The 19,935-nt window shown below is 69.5% G+C and carries 18 protein-coding genes; 11 read left to right on the top strand and 7 right to left on the bottom strand.

Going from position 1 to position 19,935, the window contains the following annotated elements:
* Positions 1-134: 134 nt before the first annotated feature.
* Both SL003B_RS15160 and SL003B_RS24005 read left to right on the top strand, forming a co-directional pair.
* Positions 135-2,297 carry a malate synthase G gene (locus SL003B_RS15160; protein WP_013653742.1) on the top strand — a complete coding sequence of 721 codons (2,163 nt, stop codon included), beginning with the start codon at positions 135-137 and terminating at the stop codon, positions 2,295-2,297.
* Between the two features lie 249 nt (positions 2,298-2,546).
* Positions 2,547-2,669, top strand: coding sequence for a hypothetical protein (locus tag SL003B_RS24005; protein ID WP_277914606.1), 123 nt, complete (start codon positions 2,547-2,549; stop codon positions 2,667-2,669).
* A gap of 66 nt (positions 2,670-2,735) precedes the next feature.
* On the opposite strand, the gene SL003B_RS15155 is transcribed toward SL003B_RS24005, so the two are convergent.
* A complete protein-coding gene (locus SL003B_RS15155; RefSeq protein ID WP_013653741.1) occupies positions 2,736-4,448 on the bottom strand; it encodes a SulP family inorganic anion transporter in 1,713 nt (570 codons plus the stop codon).
* Positions 4,449-4,518: 70 nt separating this feature from the next.
* Complete coding sequence (locus SL003B_RS15150; protein WP_013653740.1) at positions 4,519-4,776, bottom strand: helix-turn-helix domain-containing protein; 258 nt, start codon at positions 4,774-4,776, stop codon at positions 4,519-4,521.
* Between the two features lie 193 nt (positions 4,777-4,969).
* Here SL003B_RS15150 and SL003B_RS15145 point away from each other — a divergent pair, with 193 nt between their 5' ends.
* Positions 4,970-5,386 carry a (R)-mandelonitrile lyase gene (locus SL003B_RS15145; protein ID WP_013653739.1) on the top strand — a complete coding sequence of 139 codons (417 nt, stop codon included), beginning with the start codon at positions 4,970-4,972 and terminating at the stop codon, positions 5,384-5,386.
* 15 nt (positions 5,387-5,401) lie between these two features.
* Here SL003B_RS15145 and SL003B_RS15140 read toward each other — a convergent pair whose 3' ends face one another.
* On the bottom strand, positions 5,402-6,838 hold the full coding sequence (locus tag SL003B_RS15140) for an ATP-binding protein (RefSeq protein WP_041375572.1): 1,437 nt from the start codon (positions 6,836-6,838) through the stop codon (positions 5,402-5,404).
* On the bottom strand, positions 6,838-7,563 hold the full coding sequence (locus tag SL003B_RS15135) for a response regulator (RefSeq protein ID WP_013653737.1): 726 nt from the start codon (positions 7,561-7,563) through the stop codon (positions 6,838-6,840). The genes SL003B_RS15140 and SL003B_RS15135 overlap by 1 nt, the downstream gene beginning before the upstream one ends.
* 233 nt (positions 7,564-7,796) lie before the next feature.
* On the opposite strand from SL003B_RS15135, the gene SL003B_RS22420 reads away from it, so the two are divergent.
* From SL003B_RS22420 to SL003B_RS15105, 4 genes are all read left to right on the top strand, one after another.
* The gene (locus SL003B_RS22420) at positions 7,797-8,981 is read left to right on the top strand and encodes an EF-hand domain-containing protein (protein ID WP_013653736.1); all 1,185 of its coding nucleotides are present in this window, start codon (positions 7,797-7,799) and stop codon (positions 8,979-8,981) included.
* Between the two features lie 542 nt (positions 8,982-9,523).
* A complete protein-coding gene (locus SL003B_RS15115; RefSeq protein ID WP_013653735.1) occupies positions 9,524-10,654 on the top strand; it encodes a type III PLP-dependent enzyme in 1,131 nt (376 codons plus the stop codon).
* A 12-nt stretch (positions 10,655-10,666) separates the two neighbouring features.
* Complete coding sequence (locus tag SL003B_RS15110) at positions 10,667-11,224, top strand: GNAT family N-acetyltransferase (RefSeq protein ID WP_013653734.1); 558 nt, start codon at positions 10,667-10,669, stop codon at positions 11,222-11,224.
* A gap of 174 nt (positions 11,225-11,398) precedes the next feature.
* Positions 11,399-12,970 carry a homospermidine synthase gene (locus SL003B_RS15105; RefSeq protein WP_013653733.1) on the top strand — a complete coding sequence of 524 codons (1,572 nt, stop codon included), beginning with the start codon at positions 11,399-11,401 and terminating at the stop codon, positions 12,968-12,970.
* Positions 12,971-13,039: 69 nt separating this feature from the next.
* Here SL003B_RS15105 and SL003B_RS15100 read toward each other — a convergent pair whose 3' ends face one another.
* Positions 13,040-13,384, bottom strand: a complete 345-nt coding sequence (locus tag SL003B_RS15100) for a hypothetical protein (protein WP_013653732.1) — start codon at positions 13,382-13,384, stop codon at positions 13,040-13,042.
* A gap of 226 nt (positions 13,385-13,610) precedes the next feature.
* Here SL003B_RS15100 and SL003B_RS15095 point away from each other — a divergent pair, with 226 nt between their 5' ends.
* Both SL003B_RS15095 and SL003B_RS15090 read left to right on the top strand, forming a co-directional pair.
* Positions 13,611-14,840 carry an aminotransferase gene (locus SL003B_RS15095; protein ID WP_013653731.1) on the top strand — a complete coding sequence of 410 codons (1,230 nt, stop codon included), beginning with the start codon at positions 13,611-13,613 and terminating at the stop codon, positions 14,838-14,840.
* Entirely contained in the window at positions 14,833-15,864 is a 1,032-nt protein-coding gene (locus SL003B_RS15090; protein ID WP_013653730.1) for an asparaginase, read from the top strand. The genes SL003B_RS15095 and SL003B_RS15090 overlap by 8 nt, the downstream gene beginning before the upstream one ends.
* Positions 15,865-15,893: 29 nt before the next feature.
* Here the strand turns inward: SL003B_RS15090 and SL003B_RS15085 are convergent, their stop codons facing one another.
* The gene (locus SL003B_RS15085) at positions 15,894-17,273 is read right to left on the bottom strand and encodes a TIGR03808 family TAT-translocated repetitive protein (protein ID WP_013653729.1); all 1,380 of its coding nucleotides are present in this window, start codon (positions 17,271-17,273) and stop codon (positions 15,894-15,896) included.
* A 190-nt stretch (positions 17,274-17,463) separates the two neighbouring features.
* On the opposite strand from SL003B_RS15085, the gene SL003B_RS15080 reads away from it, so the two are divergent.
* Entirely contained in the window at positions 17,464-17,730 is a 267-nt protein-coding gene (locus SL003B_RS15080) for a hypothetical protein (RefSeq protein WP_013653728.1), read from the top strand.
* 5 nt (positions 17,731-17,735) lie between these two features.
* Here the strand turns inward: SL003B_RS15080 and meaB are convergent, their stop codons facing one another.
* The gene (gene meaB / locus SL003B_RS15075) at positions 17,736-18,737 is read right to left on the bottom strand and encodes a methylmalonyl Co-A mutase-associated GTPase MeaB (protein WP_041375570.1); all 1,002 of its coding nucleotides are present in this window, start codon (positions 18,735-18,737) and stop codon (positions 17,736-17,738) included.
* A gap of 162 nt (positions 18,738-18,899) precedes the next feature.
* On the opposite strand from meaB, the gene SL003B_RS15070 reads away from it, so the two are divergent.
* Positions 18,900-19,934, top strand: coding sequence for a phytanoyl-CoA dioxygenase family protein (locus SL003B_RS15070; protein ID WP_013653726.1), 1,035 nt, complete (start codon positions 18,900-18,902; stop codon positions 19,932-19,934).
* Position 19,935 lies beyond the last annotated feature (1 nt).

Raw genomic sequence — 19,935 nt, 5'->3', positions numbered from 1 at the left:
AACCGATTGACCTAAATCTACGCGGCCTCGAAACTGGCACTGCAACGAGAAATGGACGTCCTGCGCGCTGTGCCTGCGCGCAGGCATGTGTTTTCCGCAGGGGCCTTGGCAATGCGGAGGCGAAGGAGAGGACGATGCAGGATCGGGTCGAGGTCGACGGGCTGAAGGTCGCGAGGGAACTCTACGACTTCGTCAACGCGCGCGCCCTGCCGGGGACCGGCGTCGAGCCGGCGACCTTCTGGAAGGAACTGTCCGCCATCGTGCACGATCTCGCGCCGAAGAACCGCGCCCTGCTCGCCCGACGCGACGCGTTTCAGGCGAAGATCGATGCCTGGCACCGGGCCCATCCGGGCGTGCCTGACATGGCGGCCTACAAGGCTTTCCTGACCGAGATCGGCTACCTGGTACCGGAGGGCGGCGCCTTCACTGTGACCACCGCCAACGTCGATCCGGAAATCTCCACCGTCGCGGGTCCGCAGCTTGTCGTGCCGGTGATGAACGCCCGTTATGCGCTCAACGCCGCCAACGCCCGCTGGGGCTCGCTCTACGACGCGCTCTACGGCACCGACGCGATGGGGTCGCTGCCTGCGGGCGGCGGCTTCGATCCGGCGCGCGGCGCAGAGGTGATCGCTTATGCGCGCAAGCTGCTGGACGAGGTGGCGCCGCTCGCTTCCGGCTCCTGGGCCGACATCATCGGCTGTTCCGTTTCCGGCGGCGCGCTGAGCGTCGCGACCGACGGCGGTGCCGTCGCGCTCGCCGACCCGTCCCAGTTCGCCGGCCATGACGGCGATGCGGCCGCTCCGTCCAAGGTGTTGCTCGCCAGGAACGGCCTGCATCTGGAAATCGTCATCGACGCCGACCATCCGATCGGCAGGACCGACAAGGCGCATATCGCCGACGTGATCGTCGAGTCGGCCATGTCCACGATCATGGACTGCGAGGATTCAGTCGCCGCCGTCGACGCCGAGGACAAGGTCGTGGTCTACGGCAACTGGCTCGGCCTGATGAAGGGCGACCTCGAGGAGACCTTCGAGAAGTCGGGCAAGATGATGACGCGGCGCATGAACGGCGACAGGACGTACACGGCGCCGGACGGCTCGCAGCTCACGCTGCACGGACGCTCGCTGCTGCTGGTGCGCAACGTCGGCCACCTGATGACCATCGACGCGGTGCTGGACCGGGACGGCAACGAGGTGCCGGAAGGCATCCTCGACGGCATGGTTACCGCGCTGATCGCGCTGCACGACATCGGGCCGAGCGGCCGGCGCGCCAATTCCCGCGCCGGCTCGGTCTATATCGTCAAGCCGAAGATGCACGGGCCCGAGGAGGTCGCCTTCGCCTGCGAACTGTTCGACCGCATCGAGGACGCACTCGGCATGGCGCGCAACACGCTGAAGATGGGCATCATGGACGAGGAGCGCCGCACCACGGTCAACCTCAAGGAATGCATCCGCGCGGCGAAGGATCGGGTGTTCTTCATCAACACCGGCTTCCTGGACCGCACCGGCGACGAGATGCACACGTCGATGGAAGCAGGTCCTATGATCCGCAAGGGCGACATGAAGACGGCCACCTGGATCGCGGCCTACGAGAACAACAACGTCGACGTCGGCCTGGCCTGCGGCCTGCCGGGCCATGCCCAGATCGGCAAGGGCATGTGGGCCATGCCCGACCTGATGCACGCGATGCTGGAGCAGAAGCTCGGCCATCCGATGGCCGGTGCCAACACCGCCTGGGTGCCGTCGCCGACGGCGGCCACGCTGCACGCGCTGCACTACCACAAGGTCAACGTCGCCGGGCGGCAGGCGGACCTTAAGTCGCGTGCCAAGGCCAGGCTGGAGGACATCCTGTCGATACCGGTCGCGACCCGGCCGAACTGGTCGCCCGAGGACATCCAGGCCGAGCTCGACAACAACGCGCAAGGAATTCTCGGCTACGTGGTGCGTTGGGTCGAGCAGGGCGTGGGCTGCTCCAAGGTGCCGGACATCAACAACATCGGCCTGATGGAGGACCGCGCCACCCTGCGCATTTCCTCGCAGCACATCGCCAACTGGCTGCGCCATGGCGTCTGCTCGAAGGACCAGGTCATGGAGACCATGAAGCGGATGGCGGCGCTGGTCGACAAGCAGAACGCCGGCGATCCGAACTACCGGCCGATGTCGGCGGACTACGACGCCTCGGTCGGCTTCCAGGCCGCCTGCGACCTCGTCTTCAAAGGGTGCGAGCAGCCGAACGGCTACACCGAGCCGGTGTTGCACCGTCGCCGCCTCGAATTTAAGGCGAAGCAGGCGGTCTGACGGCCGGCAGCGTCTCAAACGGCAGGATCTGCAAACGGCCGGCGCGGCGACGCGCCGGTCGTTTTGTTTTGGGTCATTTTGTTTTGGGGTCGGGGCGCGAGGCGCCAGGGAACCGAGCGGTCGTCAGCGGGTTGCTTTCAAGAAAGCGCACACTGTGCGCTTGATGTGCGCACAGTGTGCGCCTATCTTTGCTGCAGGCCGCGCATTCCGTTGCGGCAGAGCAAAACGCCCGTTTGGAAGGAGAAGACCATGAACGTCCTTGTCGCCCGCAGCCTGATCCTGAATTCACGCAGGGACACCCGCAACCGGTTGCCCTGGCTGCCCGCCGGGCTGTATCGCCTGATCAGGAAAATGTGGCTGGCCGCGCGCTGAGCCGATAGCACTGCCCGAACGCAAAGACCCCGGCATCAGGCCGGGGTCTTTGCGTTCGGGGTGGGCTCAGGCGGTGGCGCGATGGGCGGCGAGCGCGTCGTCGAGATGCGCGAAATAGCGCGCCGCACCCGACCCCAGGCCATGGGTCTGCAGCTCGTGCCGGATCCGCGGCGTGGCGCCGACGATGTAGAGGGCGACGTTCCTGCCCGAGGTCTTGCGGGCGACCCCGGCCATGGTCGTCGCCGCAGTCGAATCGAGCAGGGCGACGGCGGAGAAGTCGAGTACGAGGGCCTTGTGCTGGTCCGCGATGCGGTCGAGCACCGCGCCGACGGTTGCCGCCGAACCGAAGAAGAACGCACCCGAGATGCGGTAGACGACGACGTCCGGGTCGGAGGCGAGGCCGGGATCGAACGCCGTGCGGCCGCCGTTGCTGTCGTCGGCCTTGTCCGCCTCGACGAAGGCGCGGTGCTGCTCGACGGAGATCATCTTCGCCATACGGTCGATGAAGATCGCAGCACCCATCACCACGCCGATGAGGATGGCTTCGGTGAGGTCGCGGAACACGGTCAGCAGGAAGGTCGCCAGGAAGACGACGGCATCGGCGCGCGAGGTGCGGAACAGCGTTGTGATGGCGTGCTTTTCCATCATGTTCCAGGCGACCACCGCCAGCACGCCGGCGAGCGTGGCGAGCGGGATGTAGCCGGCGAGCGGCGCCGCGACGACGAGGAACACCAGCAGGAACACCGCATGCAGCATGCCCGCGATCGGCCCGTGGGCGCCGGCGCGCACATTGGTGGCGGTCCGCGCGATGGTGCCGGTGACGCAGATGCCGCCGAACAGGGCGCTGGCCATGTTGGCCACGCCCTGCGCGACCAGTTCGCAATTCGAGCGGTGGCGGCGGCCGGTCATGCCGTCGGCGACCACCGCCGACAGCAGCGATTCGATCGCCCCGAGCAGGGCGAAGGCGATGGCGTCGGGCAGCACCGCCAGGACCTTTTCGAACGACACCGCCGGCAGCGACGGCAGGGGAAGGCTGCCGGAAATGCCGCCGAAGCGCGTCTGGATGGTCTCGACCGGCAGACCGAGCAGCGCGGCCGCGACGGCGGTGGCGGCGACGGCGATCAGCATGCCCGGCCAATGCGGTCGCACCCGGCGCAGCCCCAGGATGATGGCGACGGTTGCGATCGCAAGCCCGACAGCGGCCGGGTTGACGGTCGGCAGGGCGGCGGTTAGCGCCGGGAGCTTCTCGAGGATCGGGCCGGGCTCGGCTCCGGACAGAACGAGGCCGAGCAGGTCCTTGATCTGGCTTGCGAAAATGATCACGCCGATGCCCGCGGTGAAACCGACCGTGACCGGATGGGGGATGTATTTGATGTAGGTTCCGAGCCGCAGGAAGCCGATGGCGGTGAGGATCAGGCCGGCCATGAAGGTGGCCAGAAGCATGCCGTCGTAGCCGTGCCGGGCGATGTTGGCGGCGACCAGCACGATGAAGGCGCCGGCCGGTCCGCCGACCTGGAAGCGGCTGCCGCCGAGGGCGGAAACGAGGAAGCCGCCGATGATCGCCGTCACGATGCCGGCGCCGGGGCTGGCGCCGGAGGCGATGGCGATGGCCATCGACAGCGGCAGGGCGACGATGGCAACGGTCAGTCCGGCGAAGGCGTCGGCCTTGAAACGGGCGAGGCCGTAGCCCTCCCGCAGCACGGTGACCAGCTTCGGTGTAAACAGGTCCGAGAAGCTCGGACGGGGAGACAGGGAATCTGCCTGTGCGCGCATGTCCATACACCCGATTTCAGGCCCGGCCATTGTGATTCAAGCGGTTTTCGCCAACAAGCCGCCGGGCGCGGCCTGCTTAATCCGACGGCTGTGACTTGAGCCGAACGCCGCGGCCGCCGGTTTCGCTGCGGGCGTTGTCGCCGATGAGTTCGATTCCGGCCGCCTCGAGCGCAGCGACCACCTTGGTCAGCGTGTCGACCACGCCCCGCACCGTGCCGTCGCTGGCCTCCATGCGCTGGATTGTAGGCACGGAAACGCCGGCGAGGGCGGCGAGGGTCTTCTGGTCGATCCCCAGGAGCGCGCGGGCGGCGCGGACTTGGCCTGCTGTGATCATGGTTGAGGCAAAAACTTCTATCTTGATATTTCAGATATCATAATCTAGGGAATTTATTAATAAATCCATATTCAGAAATCAAGGGGGTGTCGCCTTGTTGGATGGCCCAGCCTTGCTAGGATGATGTGCGGCAGGCGCCGGCTCGCTGCCGGAAAGGCGCCGGAGACGTGATGAAAACTGGAGAACAGCAGCCATGGACATCCATCGCGCCGGAAGCCGTCCGACCGGACGCGCCAATCTGGCCTATTTCACCGGCACGGTGTGGCAGGACCCGATCATCGAGTCGCCGCCGCCGGCGCGCGCGGTCGCCCTGCGCGTCGCCTTCGAGCCGGGCGCGCGGACCAACTGGCACACGCATCCCTTCGGCCAGACCATCCATGTCCTGTCGGGCGTCGGCCGGGCCCAGGTCTGGGGCGGGCCGGTGCGCGAGATCCGGCCCGGCGACACGGTCTGGTTCGCGGCCGGCGAGAAGCACTGGCACGGCGCGGCGCCGGACAGCCAGATGGTCCACCTGGCGATCCAGGAAGCCCTCGACGGCAGGACAGCCGACTGGCTGGAGCCGGTGTCGGAAGCCGACTATGATGGCAGGCCGCAGGACGGCGTGGACTGACGGCGGGGACAGAACTCAGGCGCCGAGGGGCAGGTGCACGGTGGCGCGCAGGCCGCCCTCGGGACGGTTCTCCAGCGCGATCGTGCCGCCGTGGGCATGGACGATGGAGCGGGCGATGGCGAGGCCGAGTCCGATGCCGCCGGTTTCGCCGCTGCGTGATTCCTCCAGCCGGACAAAGGGCTCGAAGACATCGGCAAGCCGGTCGTCCGCGATGCCTGGTCCGTCGTCGTCGACGGTGAGCACGGCCTGGCCGCCCTCCGCGCGCACTGCGATCCGCGCCCTGGTGCCGTAGCGCACCGCGTTCTCGACGAGATTGCGCAGGGCGCGCTTCAGGGCGACCGGCCGGCAGGCAAGCACGACACGGTCCCGGGCGGCGACCTCCACGTCGCGGCCAAGATCGGACTGGTCGCCGGCGATGCTCTCCATGAGGCCGCCGAGGTCGACCGAGCGGCGTTCCTCCTGGGTCGCCTCGTCGCGGGCGAAGGCGAGCGTCGCCTCTGTCATCTGGGCCATCTCGTCCAGGATGGCGATCATCTTCTCGCGGTCCTCGTCGTCGTCGATGAACTCGGCACGGATGCGCAGCGAGGTGATCGGCGTGCGCAGGTCGTGGCTGATCGCTGCCAGCATGCGCGTCCGGTCGCGCACGAAGCGGGTCAGCCGGTCCTGCATCTCGTTGAAGGCGCGGATGGCGCTACGCACCTCTTGCGGCCCCTCCTCGGCCAGCGGCGGCATGTCCTCGCCGCGGCCGAGCCTGTCGGCGGCAGCCGCCAGCCGGCGCAAGGGGCGCGTGAGGCGGCGGATGGTGAAGGCGACGATGGCGACGATGGCGAGCGCCATCAGCACGATCTGCAGAAGCAGGGTCTGGATCGCGCCGGGTGGCGGCGGCCGGTGGCTGGTCGTCACGTTCAGCCAGGACCCGTCGGCGAGCGCGACGGAAAAGTCGATGGCGATCCGCGCGCTCCGCTCGGGCCGCTCCTTGTCCCGAAGCTTCCGCTCGCCGCGCTCCTCCTCGTCGGCCCGCTCGCTCCTGTCCCGGCGCTGGGCATGGATGAGCGCAGGCAGCATGCGTCCCTTGCTGGACACGGCGACGCGGATGTCGCGCTCCGTCCCCAGTTCGTCGAGAAGGACCTCCCCCAGCCGGCGCTCGGGCGCCGACCGGCCGGGTTCGCGCACGGCAGGCGACGGCGCGATCCAGAACCGGGTCACCGGACTGCTGGTGGCTCGAAGCATCTGCTCGCGGACGTCGTCCGTGGCGGTTTCCAGAAGCGGAACCAGGGAGGCGGCGCGCACGATCACGGCGTCGCCGACGACCTCGAAGATTGCGGTGCGCCGCTCGCCGGCGAACAGCCACAGCGCGATGGCCTGCGTGCCGATCAGGGCAATGAGCAAGAGCGCGATCAGCTGGGCGCCGAGGCTGCGCGGCATCCGGGGTATCAGACGGGAGCGATCCATCACGCTTCTTCCCGGACGTCGGCGGTGAACATGTAGCCGCCGCCCCAGACGGTCTTGATGAGTTTGGGATCCTTCGGGTCAGCCTCGATCTTGCGTCGCAGCCGGCTGACCTGATTGTCGATCGAGCGGTCGAACACGGTCGGGGCGCGGCCGGTCGTCAGGTCGAGCAGCTGGTCGCGGGTGAGCACCATCTTGGGCCGCTTGAGGAAGGCGGCCAAGAGCTGGAACTCGCCGGTGGACAGCGGTACGGCGACGCCATCGGGTGCCTCCAATTCGCGGCGCGGCACGTCGAGCAGCCAGCCCTCGAAACGCAGCCGCTCGCCGTCGAGCGCGTCGCGCTGCCTGGGCACCGTCGCGGTGCGGCGCAGCACCGCCTTGATGCGGGCCAGCAGCTCGCGCGGGTTGAACGGCTTGGTGACGTAGTCGTCGGCGCCGATCTCCAGTCCGATGATGCGGTCGGTCTCTTCGGCCATGGCGGTCAGCAGGATGACGGGAATCGCGCCGTTGTCGACCAGATGGCGGCACAGCGACAGGCCGTCCTCGCCAGGCATCATGACGTCGAGCACCACGAGGTCGATGACCGCGGCCTTGAGCGCCTTGCGCGCGTGGGCGGCACTCTCGGCGACGGAGGCGCGCAGGCCGTTCTTGACCAGATAGCGGGCGAGCGTCTCCCGGATGTCGCGATGATCGTCGACGATCAGGATATGGGGGCTGGGCTCGTTCATGCTCGTTGTTCCTCAACGCCGTCTGCAGGCCGGCCGGTCCGGCGCACCGGTGTCCTCCCCATCGTTAGGTAATCGCAAAATCGCCGCGCTTGGAGACGAAAGTGTAACGAGATGTCGCGCCGGACCCGAGACGGGACAGATGACGACACTTGCGACCGGTTCCGGTCCTATTTCGTCGCGCATCCTTGCTTATGTTGAGCCCATCGCAACGAGCAACCAAGGAGTCGATACTCATGAAACCGCTCAAGACGATCGCCATGGCCGCGCTGGCGGCCTCCGTGGCGGGCATCGCCCTCACCGCCCAGGCCGACGAGCGCGGCGGCTGGGGCGGCGGTCCCGGCTGGCACGGCTTCGGCGCCCATCACATGGTGATGGGCAAGATGCAGCGGCGCGGCGCCGAACGCCTGTTCGAGCGCTTCGACGTCAACGGCGACGGCGTGGTGACGCAGGCCGAGGTCGACGAACGCGTCGCGGCCCGCTTTGCCGAAGCGGATGCGGACTCCAGCGGCGGCGTCAGCCTCGACGAATTCAAGGACCACTGGATCGCCCAGAGCCGCGATCGCATGGTGCGCGGCTTCCAGCGACTCGACCGCGACGGCGACGGCAAGGTGTCGCGCGCCGAGTTCGACCGCATCTCCGACCGCCTGTTCTCCCGCCTCGACCGCGACGGCAACGGCGAACTGGAACGCGTCCGCCCGGGGCAGGGCCCCGGACAGGGACAGGGTATGGGCCAGGGCCCGAGGCAGGGCCAGGGTCCCGGACAGGGCATGGGCCAGGGTATGGGCCAGGGCCCCGGACAGGGCCGCGGTCCCGGCATGATGCGTGCCGATGACGGCGACCGGGACACCGCGCCGCGCGGCCGCGGGGGCGACGGGCCGCGCAGGGGGCCGGGCCATGGTCCGGGCTATGGGCCAATGGCCGGCGGCATGCACGGATTTGGCCCGGGCTTCGGTGCGGGCTTCGGTCCCGGCTTCGGGGGCATCGACGAGCTGTTCGAGCGCTTCGACACCGACGGCGACGGTAAGATCACCCGCCAGGAGTTCGACGAGGTACGCGGCACGCTGTTCGCCTCGGCGGACAGCGCGGGCGCCGGGGCGTTCGACCTCGAAGGCTTCGCCGTGCTGTGGCGCGACATGCACGACCGGGCCATGGTACGCATGTTCCAGAGCCTCGACGCCGACGGCGACCTGTCGATCAGCAGCGACGAGCATGCGGCCCGCACGGCCGGCATGGTCGCGCGGATGGACCGCAACGGCGACGGCGTGCTGACCAAGGCGGACCTGCGCGGCGGCCCGAAGGGCCGGGACGGCAGGCACCATGGCAAGCATGAGGGCAAGTGGCACGGCAAGCATCACGGCGACCATCACCGCGGCCCCAGCGGCGACGGCCCGCGCTGGCGTGACCGCAGCGGCGACTGAGCCGCAAGCCCAAGCCGCAAGCCTTTGAGGCCGCCGCCGTCGAGCCCCCAATCTGCCGCGGCAGCCTCATGAGCCCCGGGGAGCGCCGTTTTTCGGCGCTCCCCGGGGCGCCGCGGGAATTTTTCGGTCAATGCGAATTTCCGCTTGAACATGACAGCAAATCGATCCAAATAACGCTTGCCCAAATTCGCACGTGCCCGTGGTCGTCCACGAATTCGAGTGGCAGCCGGTCGCAGGTCCCAGACGGGACGACCGGCAAAAACCGGACGGCTTAAAGCAACGACGTAAGAGGGCTTTTTTGGTCTCTGCCGGGTTCTCCAAATCCCGGGGTTACTGAAGAGGCACTTGTTACTTCATTGCCGGCCGTGCGGATCGGATCCCCCGTTCCAAGCCAAGGCATCACACGCGGGAAAGCGACCGGCCCCTGCCGCGCGCTCGACCGTTCGCCGTCGTATCGTCGGACCCCCGTCTCCAAAACGGGGGAGGTCTCCGCGATCGCACCGGCGTCCCTGCGACGTGACCGATCTGAACGGGAGAGCCCGATGACCGAACGTATCCGAGAATTCCTCCGCCGCCGCACCGAAGACGGCCCCTGCGTCGTGGTCGACCTGGACGTGGTGCGCGACAACTACGAAGCCTTCGCCCGCGCCCTGCCGGACACCTCCGTCTATTACGCGGTCAAGGCCAACCCGGCGCCGGAGATCCTGAGCCTGCTCGCCGAGCTCGGCTCGTCCTTCGACTGTGCCTCGGTCGGCGAGATCGAGATGGTGCTCGCCGCCGGTGCGGGCGCCGAGCGCATCTCCTATGGCAACACGATCAAGAAGGAGCGCGACATCGCGCGCGCCTTCGAGCTCGGCGTGCGCCTGTTCGCCGTCGACAGCGACGCCGAGGTCGACAAGATCGCCCGCGCGGCGCCCGGCTCGAAGGTGTTCTGCCGCATCCTGTGCGACGGCGTCGGCGCCGAATGGCCGCTGTCGAAGAAGTTCGGCTGCGTGCCGGAGATGGCGCCGGACGTGCTGGAGCAGGCCCATCGCTCGGGCCTGGTCGCCCACGGCGTGTCGTTCCACGTCGGCTCGCAGCAGGCCAACCTCGGCGCCTGGGACAATGCCCTGGCGACCGCCGCGGCGGTGTTCCGCGAGACCGCGCGGCGCGGCATCGAGCTGAAGATGGTCAACATGGGCGGCGGCTTTCCGGCGCGCTACCTGAAGGACGTGCCGGGCGTGCCGGCCTACGGTCAGGCGATCTTCCAGGCGCTCAGCGACCATTTCGGCAACCGCCTGCCGGAGACGATCATCGAGCCGGGCCGCGGCATGGTCGGCGACGCCGGCCTGATCGAGGCCGAAGTGGTGCTGATCTCGCGGAAGTCGGCCGACGACGCCGTGCGCTGGGTCTATCTGGACATCGGCAAGTTCCATGGCCTCGCAGAGACCATGGACGAGGCGATCCGCTATCCGATCCGCACGGCACGGGACGGCGACGAGACGGCGCCCTGCGTGCTCGCCGGCCCGACCTGCGACAGCGTCGACGTGCTCTACGAGAAGACGCCGTACGAGCTGCCCGTGTCGCTGTCGATCGGGGACAAAGTGCTGATCGAGGCCTGCGGCGCCTACACCACGACCTATTCGACGGTCGGCTTCAACGGCTTCGCGCCGCTGGCGTCCTACGTGATCTGAAGCAGGTCCGCCATGTCCGACATCGTCGACGAGGCGCCGGAGCACTTCGGCGCCCGTGAGGCGCTGCTCGACCGTGCCTTCGGTCGGGCGCGCCATGCCAAGACCAGCGAGCGGCTGCGGGAAGGACGCCTGCCGGCGCTCGCCTTCAGTGCGGTGGACGGCGAGGGCCGCCTCGTCGCCACCGTGCGGCTGTGGAACGTCGCGACCGGCGACGGCCGAGAGATCCTGCTGCTTGGCCCGCTGGCCGTGGAGGCGGCGTGCCGCAGCGACGGGCTCGGCGGCCGGCTGATGCGGCACGCGCTCAATCGGGCGAGCCTCGCAGGCTACGGCGCGGTGATCCTGGTCGGGGATGCGCCCTATTACGAGCGGTTCGGCTTTTCGGCCGGGCCGACCGGGGCGCTCGACCTGCCGGGGCCGGTGGAGCGGTCGCGTTTCCTCGGCCTGGAACTCCGGCCGGACGCGCTGGCCGGGGCCTGCGGCCTGATCCGTCCGAGCGGGGCGCTTGCCCCCGCCGACCGACTTCTGGCGATCCTGCCCGAGACGCAAATCGTCGCAGCGCAGGCCGCCTGACGACATGGCGGCGCGCGACCGGCTGGATCTGCGCGCCGAAATGTGATCGGTTCGATCGCACCACGAGCAGGCGGAAGGCTGCCGGCGCGCTGCGCCGGCGGCTCCGTCCGCCCAGTCCGTCGCCGCACCGCCTTCTCCGGTCCGGCTGCGGCTTCGAGTTGAGAGGATGTGCACATGAGCGAGGAAACCTCGGCGACCACGACCGCCGCGACCAAATCCGCCGGCAAGAACGGCCCCAAGCGCACTGCGGCCCGCAAGACCGCCGCCGGCGCGAAGCGCGCAGGGCGGGCGCCCGCCAAGGCGGCTGCAGCGGCCGAGCCGTCCTGGCCGGTCCACGGCCGGATCTCCGGCCCGATCGTGATGATCGGCTTCGGCTCCATCGGCCGCGGCACGCTGCCGCTCATCGAGCGCCATTTCGACTTCGACCGCTCGCGCGTGACGGTGATCGATCCCGTCGACGCCGATCGGGCGCTGGTCGAGGACCGCGGCTTCCGCTTCGAGAAGCAGGCGATCACGCGCAGCAACTATCGCGAGGTGCTGACGCCGCTGCTGACCGAGGGCAGCGGCCAGGGTTTCTGCGTCAACCTGTCGGTCGACACTTCTTCGCTCGACCTCATGAAGCTGTGCCGCAAACTTGGCGTACTCTACATCGACACGGTGGTCGAGCCCTGGCTCGGCTTCTATTTCGCCCAGGACGTCGGCGCGGCCGACCGCACCAACTACAGCCTGCGCGAGACCGTGCGCAAGGAAAGGAAGAAGAATCCCGGCGGCACGACGGCGGTGTCCTGCTGCGGCGCCAATCCGGGCATGGTGTCCTGGCTGGTCAAGAAGGCGCTGGTCGACGTCGCCACCGATACCGGGCTCGCGTTCGAGGAGCCGACCGGCCGCAAGGGCTGGGCCAAGCTGATGAGGAAGGTCGGCGTCAAGGGCGTGCACATCGCCGAGCGCGACACCCAGCGCGCCAAGAAGCCGAAGCCGATGGGCGTGTTCTGGAACACCTGGTCGGTCGAGGGCTTCCTGTCGGAGGGCTTCCAGCCGGCGGAACTGGGTTGGGGCACGCACGAGACGTGGCTGCCGAAGACCGCGCGCAAGCACAAGAAGGGCTGCAAGGCGGCGATCTACCTGGAGCAGGCGGGCGCCAACACGCGCGTGCGCACCTGGTGCCCGACGCCGGGCGCCCAGTTCGGCTACCTGGTCACCCACAACGAGGCGATCTCGATCGCCGATTACTTCACCGTCAAGGACGACAAGGAGGTCGTCTACCGGCCGACCTGCCACTACGCCTATCACCCGTGCAACGACGCGGTGCTGTCGCTGCACGAACTGTTCGGCGCCGCCGGCAGGGTGCAGCCGGAGCTGCACGTGCTGAGCGAGGCGGAGATCCAGGACGGATCCGACGAACTCGGCGTGCTGCTCTATGGCCACGCCAAGAACGCCTACTGGTACGGCTCGCAGCTGTCGATCGAGGAGGCGCGCCGGCTGGCGCCCTACCAGAACGCGACCGGGCTGCAGGTGTCTTCCGCCGTGCTGGCGGGCATGGTCTGGGCGCTGGAGAACCCGGAGGCCGGCATCGTCGAGGCCGACGACATGGACTATCGCCGCTGCCTGGAGGTGCAGGGGCCCTACCTCGGGCCGGTCAGGGGCTACTACACCGACTGGACGCCGCTCGACGGCCGGCCGGGCCTGTTCCCGGAAGACATCGACGAAAGCGATCCCTGGCAGTTCCGCAACATCCTGGAGCACTGACCGGGGCGGGTGCCGTTTGCCACGAAGGCGGCGCCGGATCGCTCCGGCGTCGCCTTCGCCTGTTCGACGTCAGTTGCAGACTTCCTGCTGGCCGACCACGACATACTGGCCGTAGTAGGGATCCCAGCGGTGGACCGGCGACAGCACGCAATGCGGCATCGGCGGGCCGTAGTAGGCGGGGCCGTAAGCCGGGCCGGGGGCATAGTAGACCGGCGGCGGCGCGTAGTAGGGCTGGCTCGCGGCCGAGCCGATGATGGCGCCGGCGGCGAGGCCGATGATGGCGCCGGCGGCGATCGCGCCGCCGTCGTGACGATGGTGGCGGCCGCCGGCCTCTGCCTCGTGGCCGGTGACGGTGAGCGCCGTGGCCGAGACGACGGCGACGGCGAGGGCGGTGCGTGCGGCTTTCCTGAGCATGTCCTCGGCTCCAAATACGCGGGGGCGGTGACGGCCGCCCATGAAGCGACCATAGGTGGACCGCGATCTGGGCGATGTGATGGCGATCACGCGCCGGACGGCGTGTCCCACCCGCGGCATGCGCCGGACACAGGGATATCTCGACGCGAAGGCCGACAGCGGCTAAAGATCGAGCCCTTGTCCGGGGCAGCACGCGCCCGTGCGCCGGCCTGAAGGAGAGCGAGCGATGAAGCCAACCAATCCGGTGTTCACGGGCCTCGAGACGACCATCTTCGAGACGATGTCGCGTCTGGCCATAGCGAACAAGGCGGTCAACCTCGGCCAGGGCTTTCCCGACGTCGACGGGCCGGAGGACGTGCGGCGCACCGCGGCGGAGGCGCTGATCGACGGGCCGAACCAGTATCCGCCCATGCTTGGCCTGCCGGAACTGCGCCAGGCGGTGGCGGCCTCGGCCAAGCGCTTCTACGATCTCGACGTCGACTGGCAGAGCGAGGTGATGGTGACCTCGGGCGCGACGGAAGCGCTCGCCGACTGCCTGCTGGCGCTGATGGAGCCGGGCGACGAGGTGATCCTGATCGAGCCGCTCTACGACTGCTACCTGCCGATGGTGCGCCGGACCGGCGGCATTCCGGTGCGCGTCCGTGTGACGCCGCCGAGCTGGAGCCTCGACCTCGACGCGCTGGAGAAAGCCTTCACCGAGAACACCAAGGTCATCCTGCTCAACAACCCGATGAATCCGGCCGGCAAGGTGTTCAGCGAGGCGGAACTGGCGCGCATCGCCGAACTGTGCGTCGAGCACGACGTCTTCGCCATCTGCGACGAGGTCTACGAGCACCTGCTGTTCGACGGCAAGCGGCACCGGCCGCTGATGAGCTTCCCCGGCATGCGCGAGCGCACCGTGCGCATCGGCTCGGCCGGCAAGACCTTCTCGCTGACCGGCTGGAAGGTCGGCTACATCACCGGCGCGCCGAAGCTGCTCGACCCGATCGCCAAGGCGCATCAGTACGTCACCTTCACGACGCCGCCGAACCTGCAGAAGGCGGTCGCCTACGGGCTCGGCAAGGACGACGGCTATTTCACCGGCCTGTCGGCCGAGTTGCAGGCCAAGCGCGACGTCTTCGCCGCCGGCCTGGCCGAGCTCGGCTTCGGCGTGCTGCCCTGCGAGGGCACCTATTTCCTGACCTGCGACGTCGCCCCGCTCGGCCTTGCCGGCCGCGACACCGAGATCTGCCGGCGCATGGTCGAGGAGGCGGGCGTGGCGGCCGTACCGGTGTCGGCCTTCTACATCGCCGACGCGCCGCCCAACTACGTGCGCTTCTGCTTCTGCAAGAAGGACGAGGTGCTGGCCGAGGCGCTGGCGCGCCTGCGGACCTGGCTGAAGCCGGAGAGCGCCGCGGCCGGAGCTGCGGCCGGAGCTGCGGCCGGAGCGGCGACCGGAGCGGCGGCCCATGGCTAACCCGGTCCTTGTCGAGGTGACGCGCGGGGCGCTGGTGGAAAGCCGGCACCGCGGCGCGCTGGCGATCGTCGACGCCGCCGGCCGGCCGGTGCTCAGGATCGGCGACGTCGCCGCCAGGGTGTTCCCGCGCTCGGCGATCAAGGCGCTGCAGGCGCTGCCGCTGGTGGAGTCGGGGGCGGCCGACGCGCTCGACCTCGACGCGGCAGAACTGGCGCTCGCCTGCTCGTCGCACAACGGCGAGCCGGTGCATGTCAACGCGGCGCGCGTCATGCTGATCAAGGCCGGGCTCGACGAGGACGCGCTCGAATGCGGTCCGCAATGGCCGGCGCGCATGGAGGACGTCGCCGCGCTGTGCCGCGCCGACGAGGAGCCGTGCCAGCTGCACAACAACTGCTCGGGCAAGCACGCCGGCTTCCTCGGCCTCGCCCGCGCGATGGGCGTGCCGACGCGGGGCTATGTCCTGCCGGACCACCCCGTGCAGCGGGAGATCAGGGCGGTGCTGGAGGCGATGACCGGAGACACGCTGACGGCCGACGTCTGCGGCACGGACGGCTGCTCGATCCCGACCTATGCCAGCCCGCTCGAGGGGTTCGCGCGCGCCTTCGCCGCCTTCGGCACCGGCGAGGGGCTGGAGCCGCTGCGCGCGGCGGCCGCGCGCCGGCTCTACGACGCCTGCGTGTCCGAACCCTTCATGGTCGCCGGCACGGACCGCTTCTGCACCAAGGCGATGCAGGCCTTCGACGGCCGCGTCTTCGTTAAGACCGGCGCGGAGGGCGTGTTCTGCGCCGCGCTCCCGGACCTCGGCTACGGCATCGCGCTCAAGTGCGACGACGGCGCCGGGCGGGCGGCGGAGGTGACGATGGCGGCGGTGCTGGAGGCGCTGCTCGATCTCGACGACGACGAACGCACCGCACTCGACGCCCTGGCGCGTCCCGAACTGACCAACCGGCGCGGCCTGCGCGTCGGCGCCATCCGGCCGAGCGCCGAGCTGCTGTCGCTGCTGCGCCAGGCTGCCTCGGCCTAGGTAAAGCCTACTTCGACCGCGCTCGCGCCTCAGGAGGCGGCGCGGTTGCCGGAGAGTGTGAGGTGGGGGAAGGCGTCGGCGCCGGCGAGCGCGAGGTCGCCGGTGACCCTGTCGAGCCAGCGGTAGCCGGCGATGGCGGTGTCGCGGGCGCCGCGGATGAGGTTGTCGGCGACGATCGCCGGGCCGGCGCCCTCGACCACGGTGACGGCGATGCCGGTGGCGCAGTCGCGGATGACGTTCTGGGTCGCGACCACGTCGCGCAGATAAGGGCCCCAGCCGAGCAGCAGGCCGAACTTCGGCGCGCCCTCGATGACGTTGCCGGTGACCGTGGTATCGGCCTCCACGGCGATGCCGATGCCGAAGCCGGCGACCTCCGGCGGATAGGGGCCTTCGCTCTTCAGGTTGCGCACGATGTTGCCGGAACAGACGGCAAGCCGGCCGCCGTCCATGAAATTGGCGATCGAGATGCCCATGGTGGCGCCGTCGACCAGGTTGTTGGCGATCACCGCGCCCTCGAAGCCGAACTCCGAGTAGATCGCGGTCTCGCCCGAGCGCAGGCACGCGTTGCCGAGGATCTGCACGTTGGAGCCGGCGTTGGAGCGGATCGCCGAGAACGCGCAATCGGCGACGCGGTTGTTAGCGACGAGGACGCCGTCGGCGCGGAAGACGTTGATGCCGTTGCCGTTCTGTCCGGTGCCGCCGGCACGCGCGGCGATCCGCTCGATGCGGTTGCCGGTGACCAGCGTGCCGTCCTCGCCGGGGCTCCAGCGCAGCACCAGGATGCCGCCGTTGGCGCAGTCGCTGACCGTGTTGTCGGCAATCGACAGGCCGCGCGCCTCGACCGAGCGGATACCGGCTTCGGCCGCCCCCGAGACGAGGCAGCGGCTGACATGGCCCGAGCAGCGGTCGAGGGCAAGGCCCGAGCGGCTGCTGCCGAGGATTTCGCAGTCGGTCACGGTCAGCTGGTCGACGGCGCGGAAATGCAGCAGGCCGAAGGCATGCTCGGCGAGGCTCTTGTTGGCGCCGTCGAAGACGAGGCCGTCGAGCCCGATGCGCTCGCCGCCCTCGGCGGTGGCGAGCAGGCCGCCGCCGCCCCGGTAGACCAGGCGGGTGCGTCCCGGCACGCCGACGATGAGCGTGCCCGACGGCAGGGCGAGGTCGGCGACCGGATAGCGGCCGGCGGGCAGGAACAGCGCCCGGCCGCGCTCCGCGGCGCGGTCGATCGCCGCCTGCAGCGGCACGGTCTGGTCGTCGACGGCGTCCGCAACGACGCCGAGATCGGCGGCGTCGATGGTGCCCCTCAGATCGGCGACCTGGGTCAGCGCCCGCGTCGCCGTCCCGGATAGGCACAGCGCGGCGCCGCCGAGGAGCGCGCGGCGGCTCATGGGGCGGGCGATAATCCCTTTCATGCCAATGCCTTCCTCGTGCCTGTTCCGGGAGCCCGCCGCTCGACGGCGGAGGCCTGAAGACCTGGGAGAGCAAGCCGCATGCCGGGACATCCGTCCGGAAACGGGACAGGGTTTGACCGCGATCAACGCAGGGCGATGCGTCTCGGCTACACTTGCCTCACGGTCGGACCGCGATGGGAGGAGGCGCGCGATGATTTCGCTTCAGGATTGCATCGACATGTGCGGCCTCGACGAGGCCGAGATCCTCGCGCTGGCCGAGCACGAGCACATTCCCGAAATCGCCGCGACCGCGCTGGCGGCCTATCTGATGCACCTGCCGCACGGGGCGGACAGGGTGAAGGAGATGATCGAGGACGACATCCGCGATGCCCTGCAGCGCGGCGACCGCGAGCACGCCAAGGATCTGTTCATGGCGTTGCGCCATTTCCTCAAGGAGCACCGGGACGAGCTGGACTGAGCGCGTCAGATCCCCATCAGTCCGGCGATCTCCTCGACGGCGACCGAGACGGCGACGTCGCCGTCGCGCACGGCGGCCTCGAGCGCCTTGATGCGGGCGGCGCGGGCCGGGTCGCGCGTCAGCGCCTCCATCATCCGCTGCTGCAGCATGTCCCACATCCAGGCGACCTGCTGGCGCGCGCGCCGCGCCTGCAACTCGCCGCTCGCCGTCATCCTGTCGCGGTGCAGCTCGACCTGCCGCCACATCTCGTCGAGGCCCTGGTTGGCGAGGCCCGAGATGGTGATCACCGGCGGCGTCCAGGTCGGCGAGCGCGGCGCCAGGATGTGCAGCGCGCCGCGGTAGTCGGCGGCGGCCGAGCGCGCGCGCAGGGCGCCGTCGCCGTCGGCCTTGTTGACCGCGATCATGTCGGCGATCTCCAGCACGCCCTTCTTGATGCCCTGCAACTCGTCGCCGGCGCCCGGCAGCATCAGCACGAGGAAGAAATCGACCATGTCGGCGACGGTGGTCTCCGACTGGCCGATGCCGACCGTCTCGACCAGGATGACGTCGAAGCCGGCCGCCTCGCACAAGAGCATGGTCTCGCGCGTCTTGGCGGCAACACCGCCGAGCGTGCCGGCCGACGGCGAGGGGCGGATGAAGGCGTTCGGATCGGTGGCGAGGCGCTCCATGCGCGTCTTGTCGCCGAGGATCGAGCCGCCGGTGCGGGTCGAGGACGGGTCGACGGCGAGCACGGCGACCCTGTGGCCGGCGGCGGTCAGGTTCGAGCCGAGCGTGTCGATGGTGGTCGACTTGCCGACGCCGGGCACGCCGGTGATGCCGACCCGGTGCGCCTTGCCGGTGAACGGCAGCAGGAGCTGCAGCAGCGCGCGCGCCTTGTCCCGGTGCGCGGCCTTGCGCGATTCGACCAGCGTGATGCCGCGGGCGAGCATCGCGCGGTTGCCGGCGCGGATCTGCGCGGCGAGCGTTTCGACATCGGGCGACGGTGCGGGCGGCAGGATGCGAGTCATGGCCCAAGGCTTAGCCGATCGCTCCTGCGCCGTCACCTCGTCCATCGGCCGGCGCCGCTGCCGGGGGGAGGCCGCGGCGGTATTTCGGCCTTCGACTGCGGCGTGGTTTTCAATATACTCCGCCAAGCCTGCATGCGCGGTCCGCCTGGAAGGAACATGTCAATGAGCGTCCTGTCCTATCTGAACGCGCCGTTGTGGCTGCTCGGCGTCTTCGGTTCCGAGAAGTCGCCGAGGAAGAACCCGATCCTGGGCAACCCGGCGCTCAATCGCTGGGGCCTGCACCGTCGGCGCGTGTCGTTTGCCGCCGCCATGGCGGAGCGCCGGCGGGCGCGGCTCGCCCGCGCGCTCGACGCCGACAGCCGCCGGCAGTTCGACGACAACGGCTTCTTCCTGACCCGCGACTTTCTGCCCGAAGATCTGTTCCGTCGGCTGAAGGAGGAGGTCTACGGCCATCCCTTCGAGGCGCGCGAGATGCGCCAGGGCCAGACGGTGACGCGCATGATCCCGCTGCCGCCCTCGGTGCTGGCCGCCCATCCCGCCCTGGCGGCGGCCGTGCGCGATCCGCGCGCGGTGGCGCAGCTGCGCTATGCCGCCTCCGACGGCGGCCAGCCGGTCTCGTTCCTGCAGACGATCATCGCCGAGCCGGAGCGCCAGACAGAGGATCCGCAGACGCAGGTGCACGCGGACACGTTCCACCCCACCGCCAAGGCCTGGCTGTTCCTGCACGACGTCGGCGAGGGCGACGGTCCGTTCGCCTATGTGCCCGGCTCGCACCGGCTGACGCCGGAACGGCTCGACTGGGAATACCGCTGCTCGATCGCCGCGCGCGACGACAGCCGCTCGCACCACGCCCACGGCTCGTTCCGCGTGCGCCCCGAGGAACTGGAGGCGATGGGCCTGCCGCAGCCGCAGCGGGTCGCGGTGCCGGCCAACACGCTGGTGGTCGCCGATACCTTCGGCTTCCACGGCCGCACGCCGAGCGACCGGGCGACGACGCGGGTCGAGCTGCACTGGACCATGCGCCGCAACCCGTTCCTGCCCTGGACGGGGCTCGATCCGAAGGCGCTGCCGTTCATCCGCGAGCGCGACCTGTCGCTGTTCCTCGCCTATTCGGACGCGCGCGAGAAGTGGCTAAAGAAGCGCCACATCTGGCGGCCGGTCGGGGCGGTCAGGGTCGACGCGCCGGCACAGACCTGAG

It is taken from the genome of Polymorphum gilvum SL003B-26A1 (assembly GCF_000192745.1).
Classification (GTDB): Bacteria; Pseudomonadota; Alphaproteobacteria; order Rhizobiales; family Stappiaceae; genus Polymorphum; species Polymorphum gilvum.
This window is presented reverse-complemented; position numbering and strand designations above follow the sequence as displayed.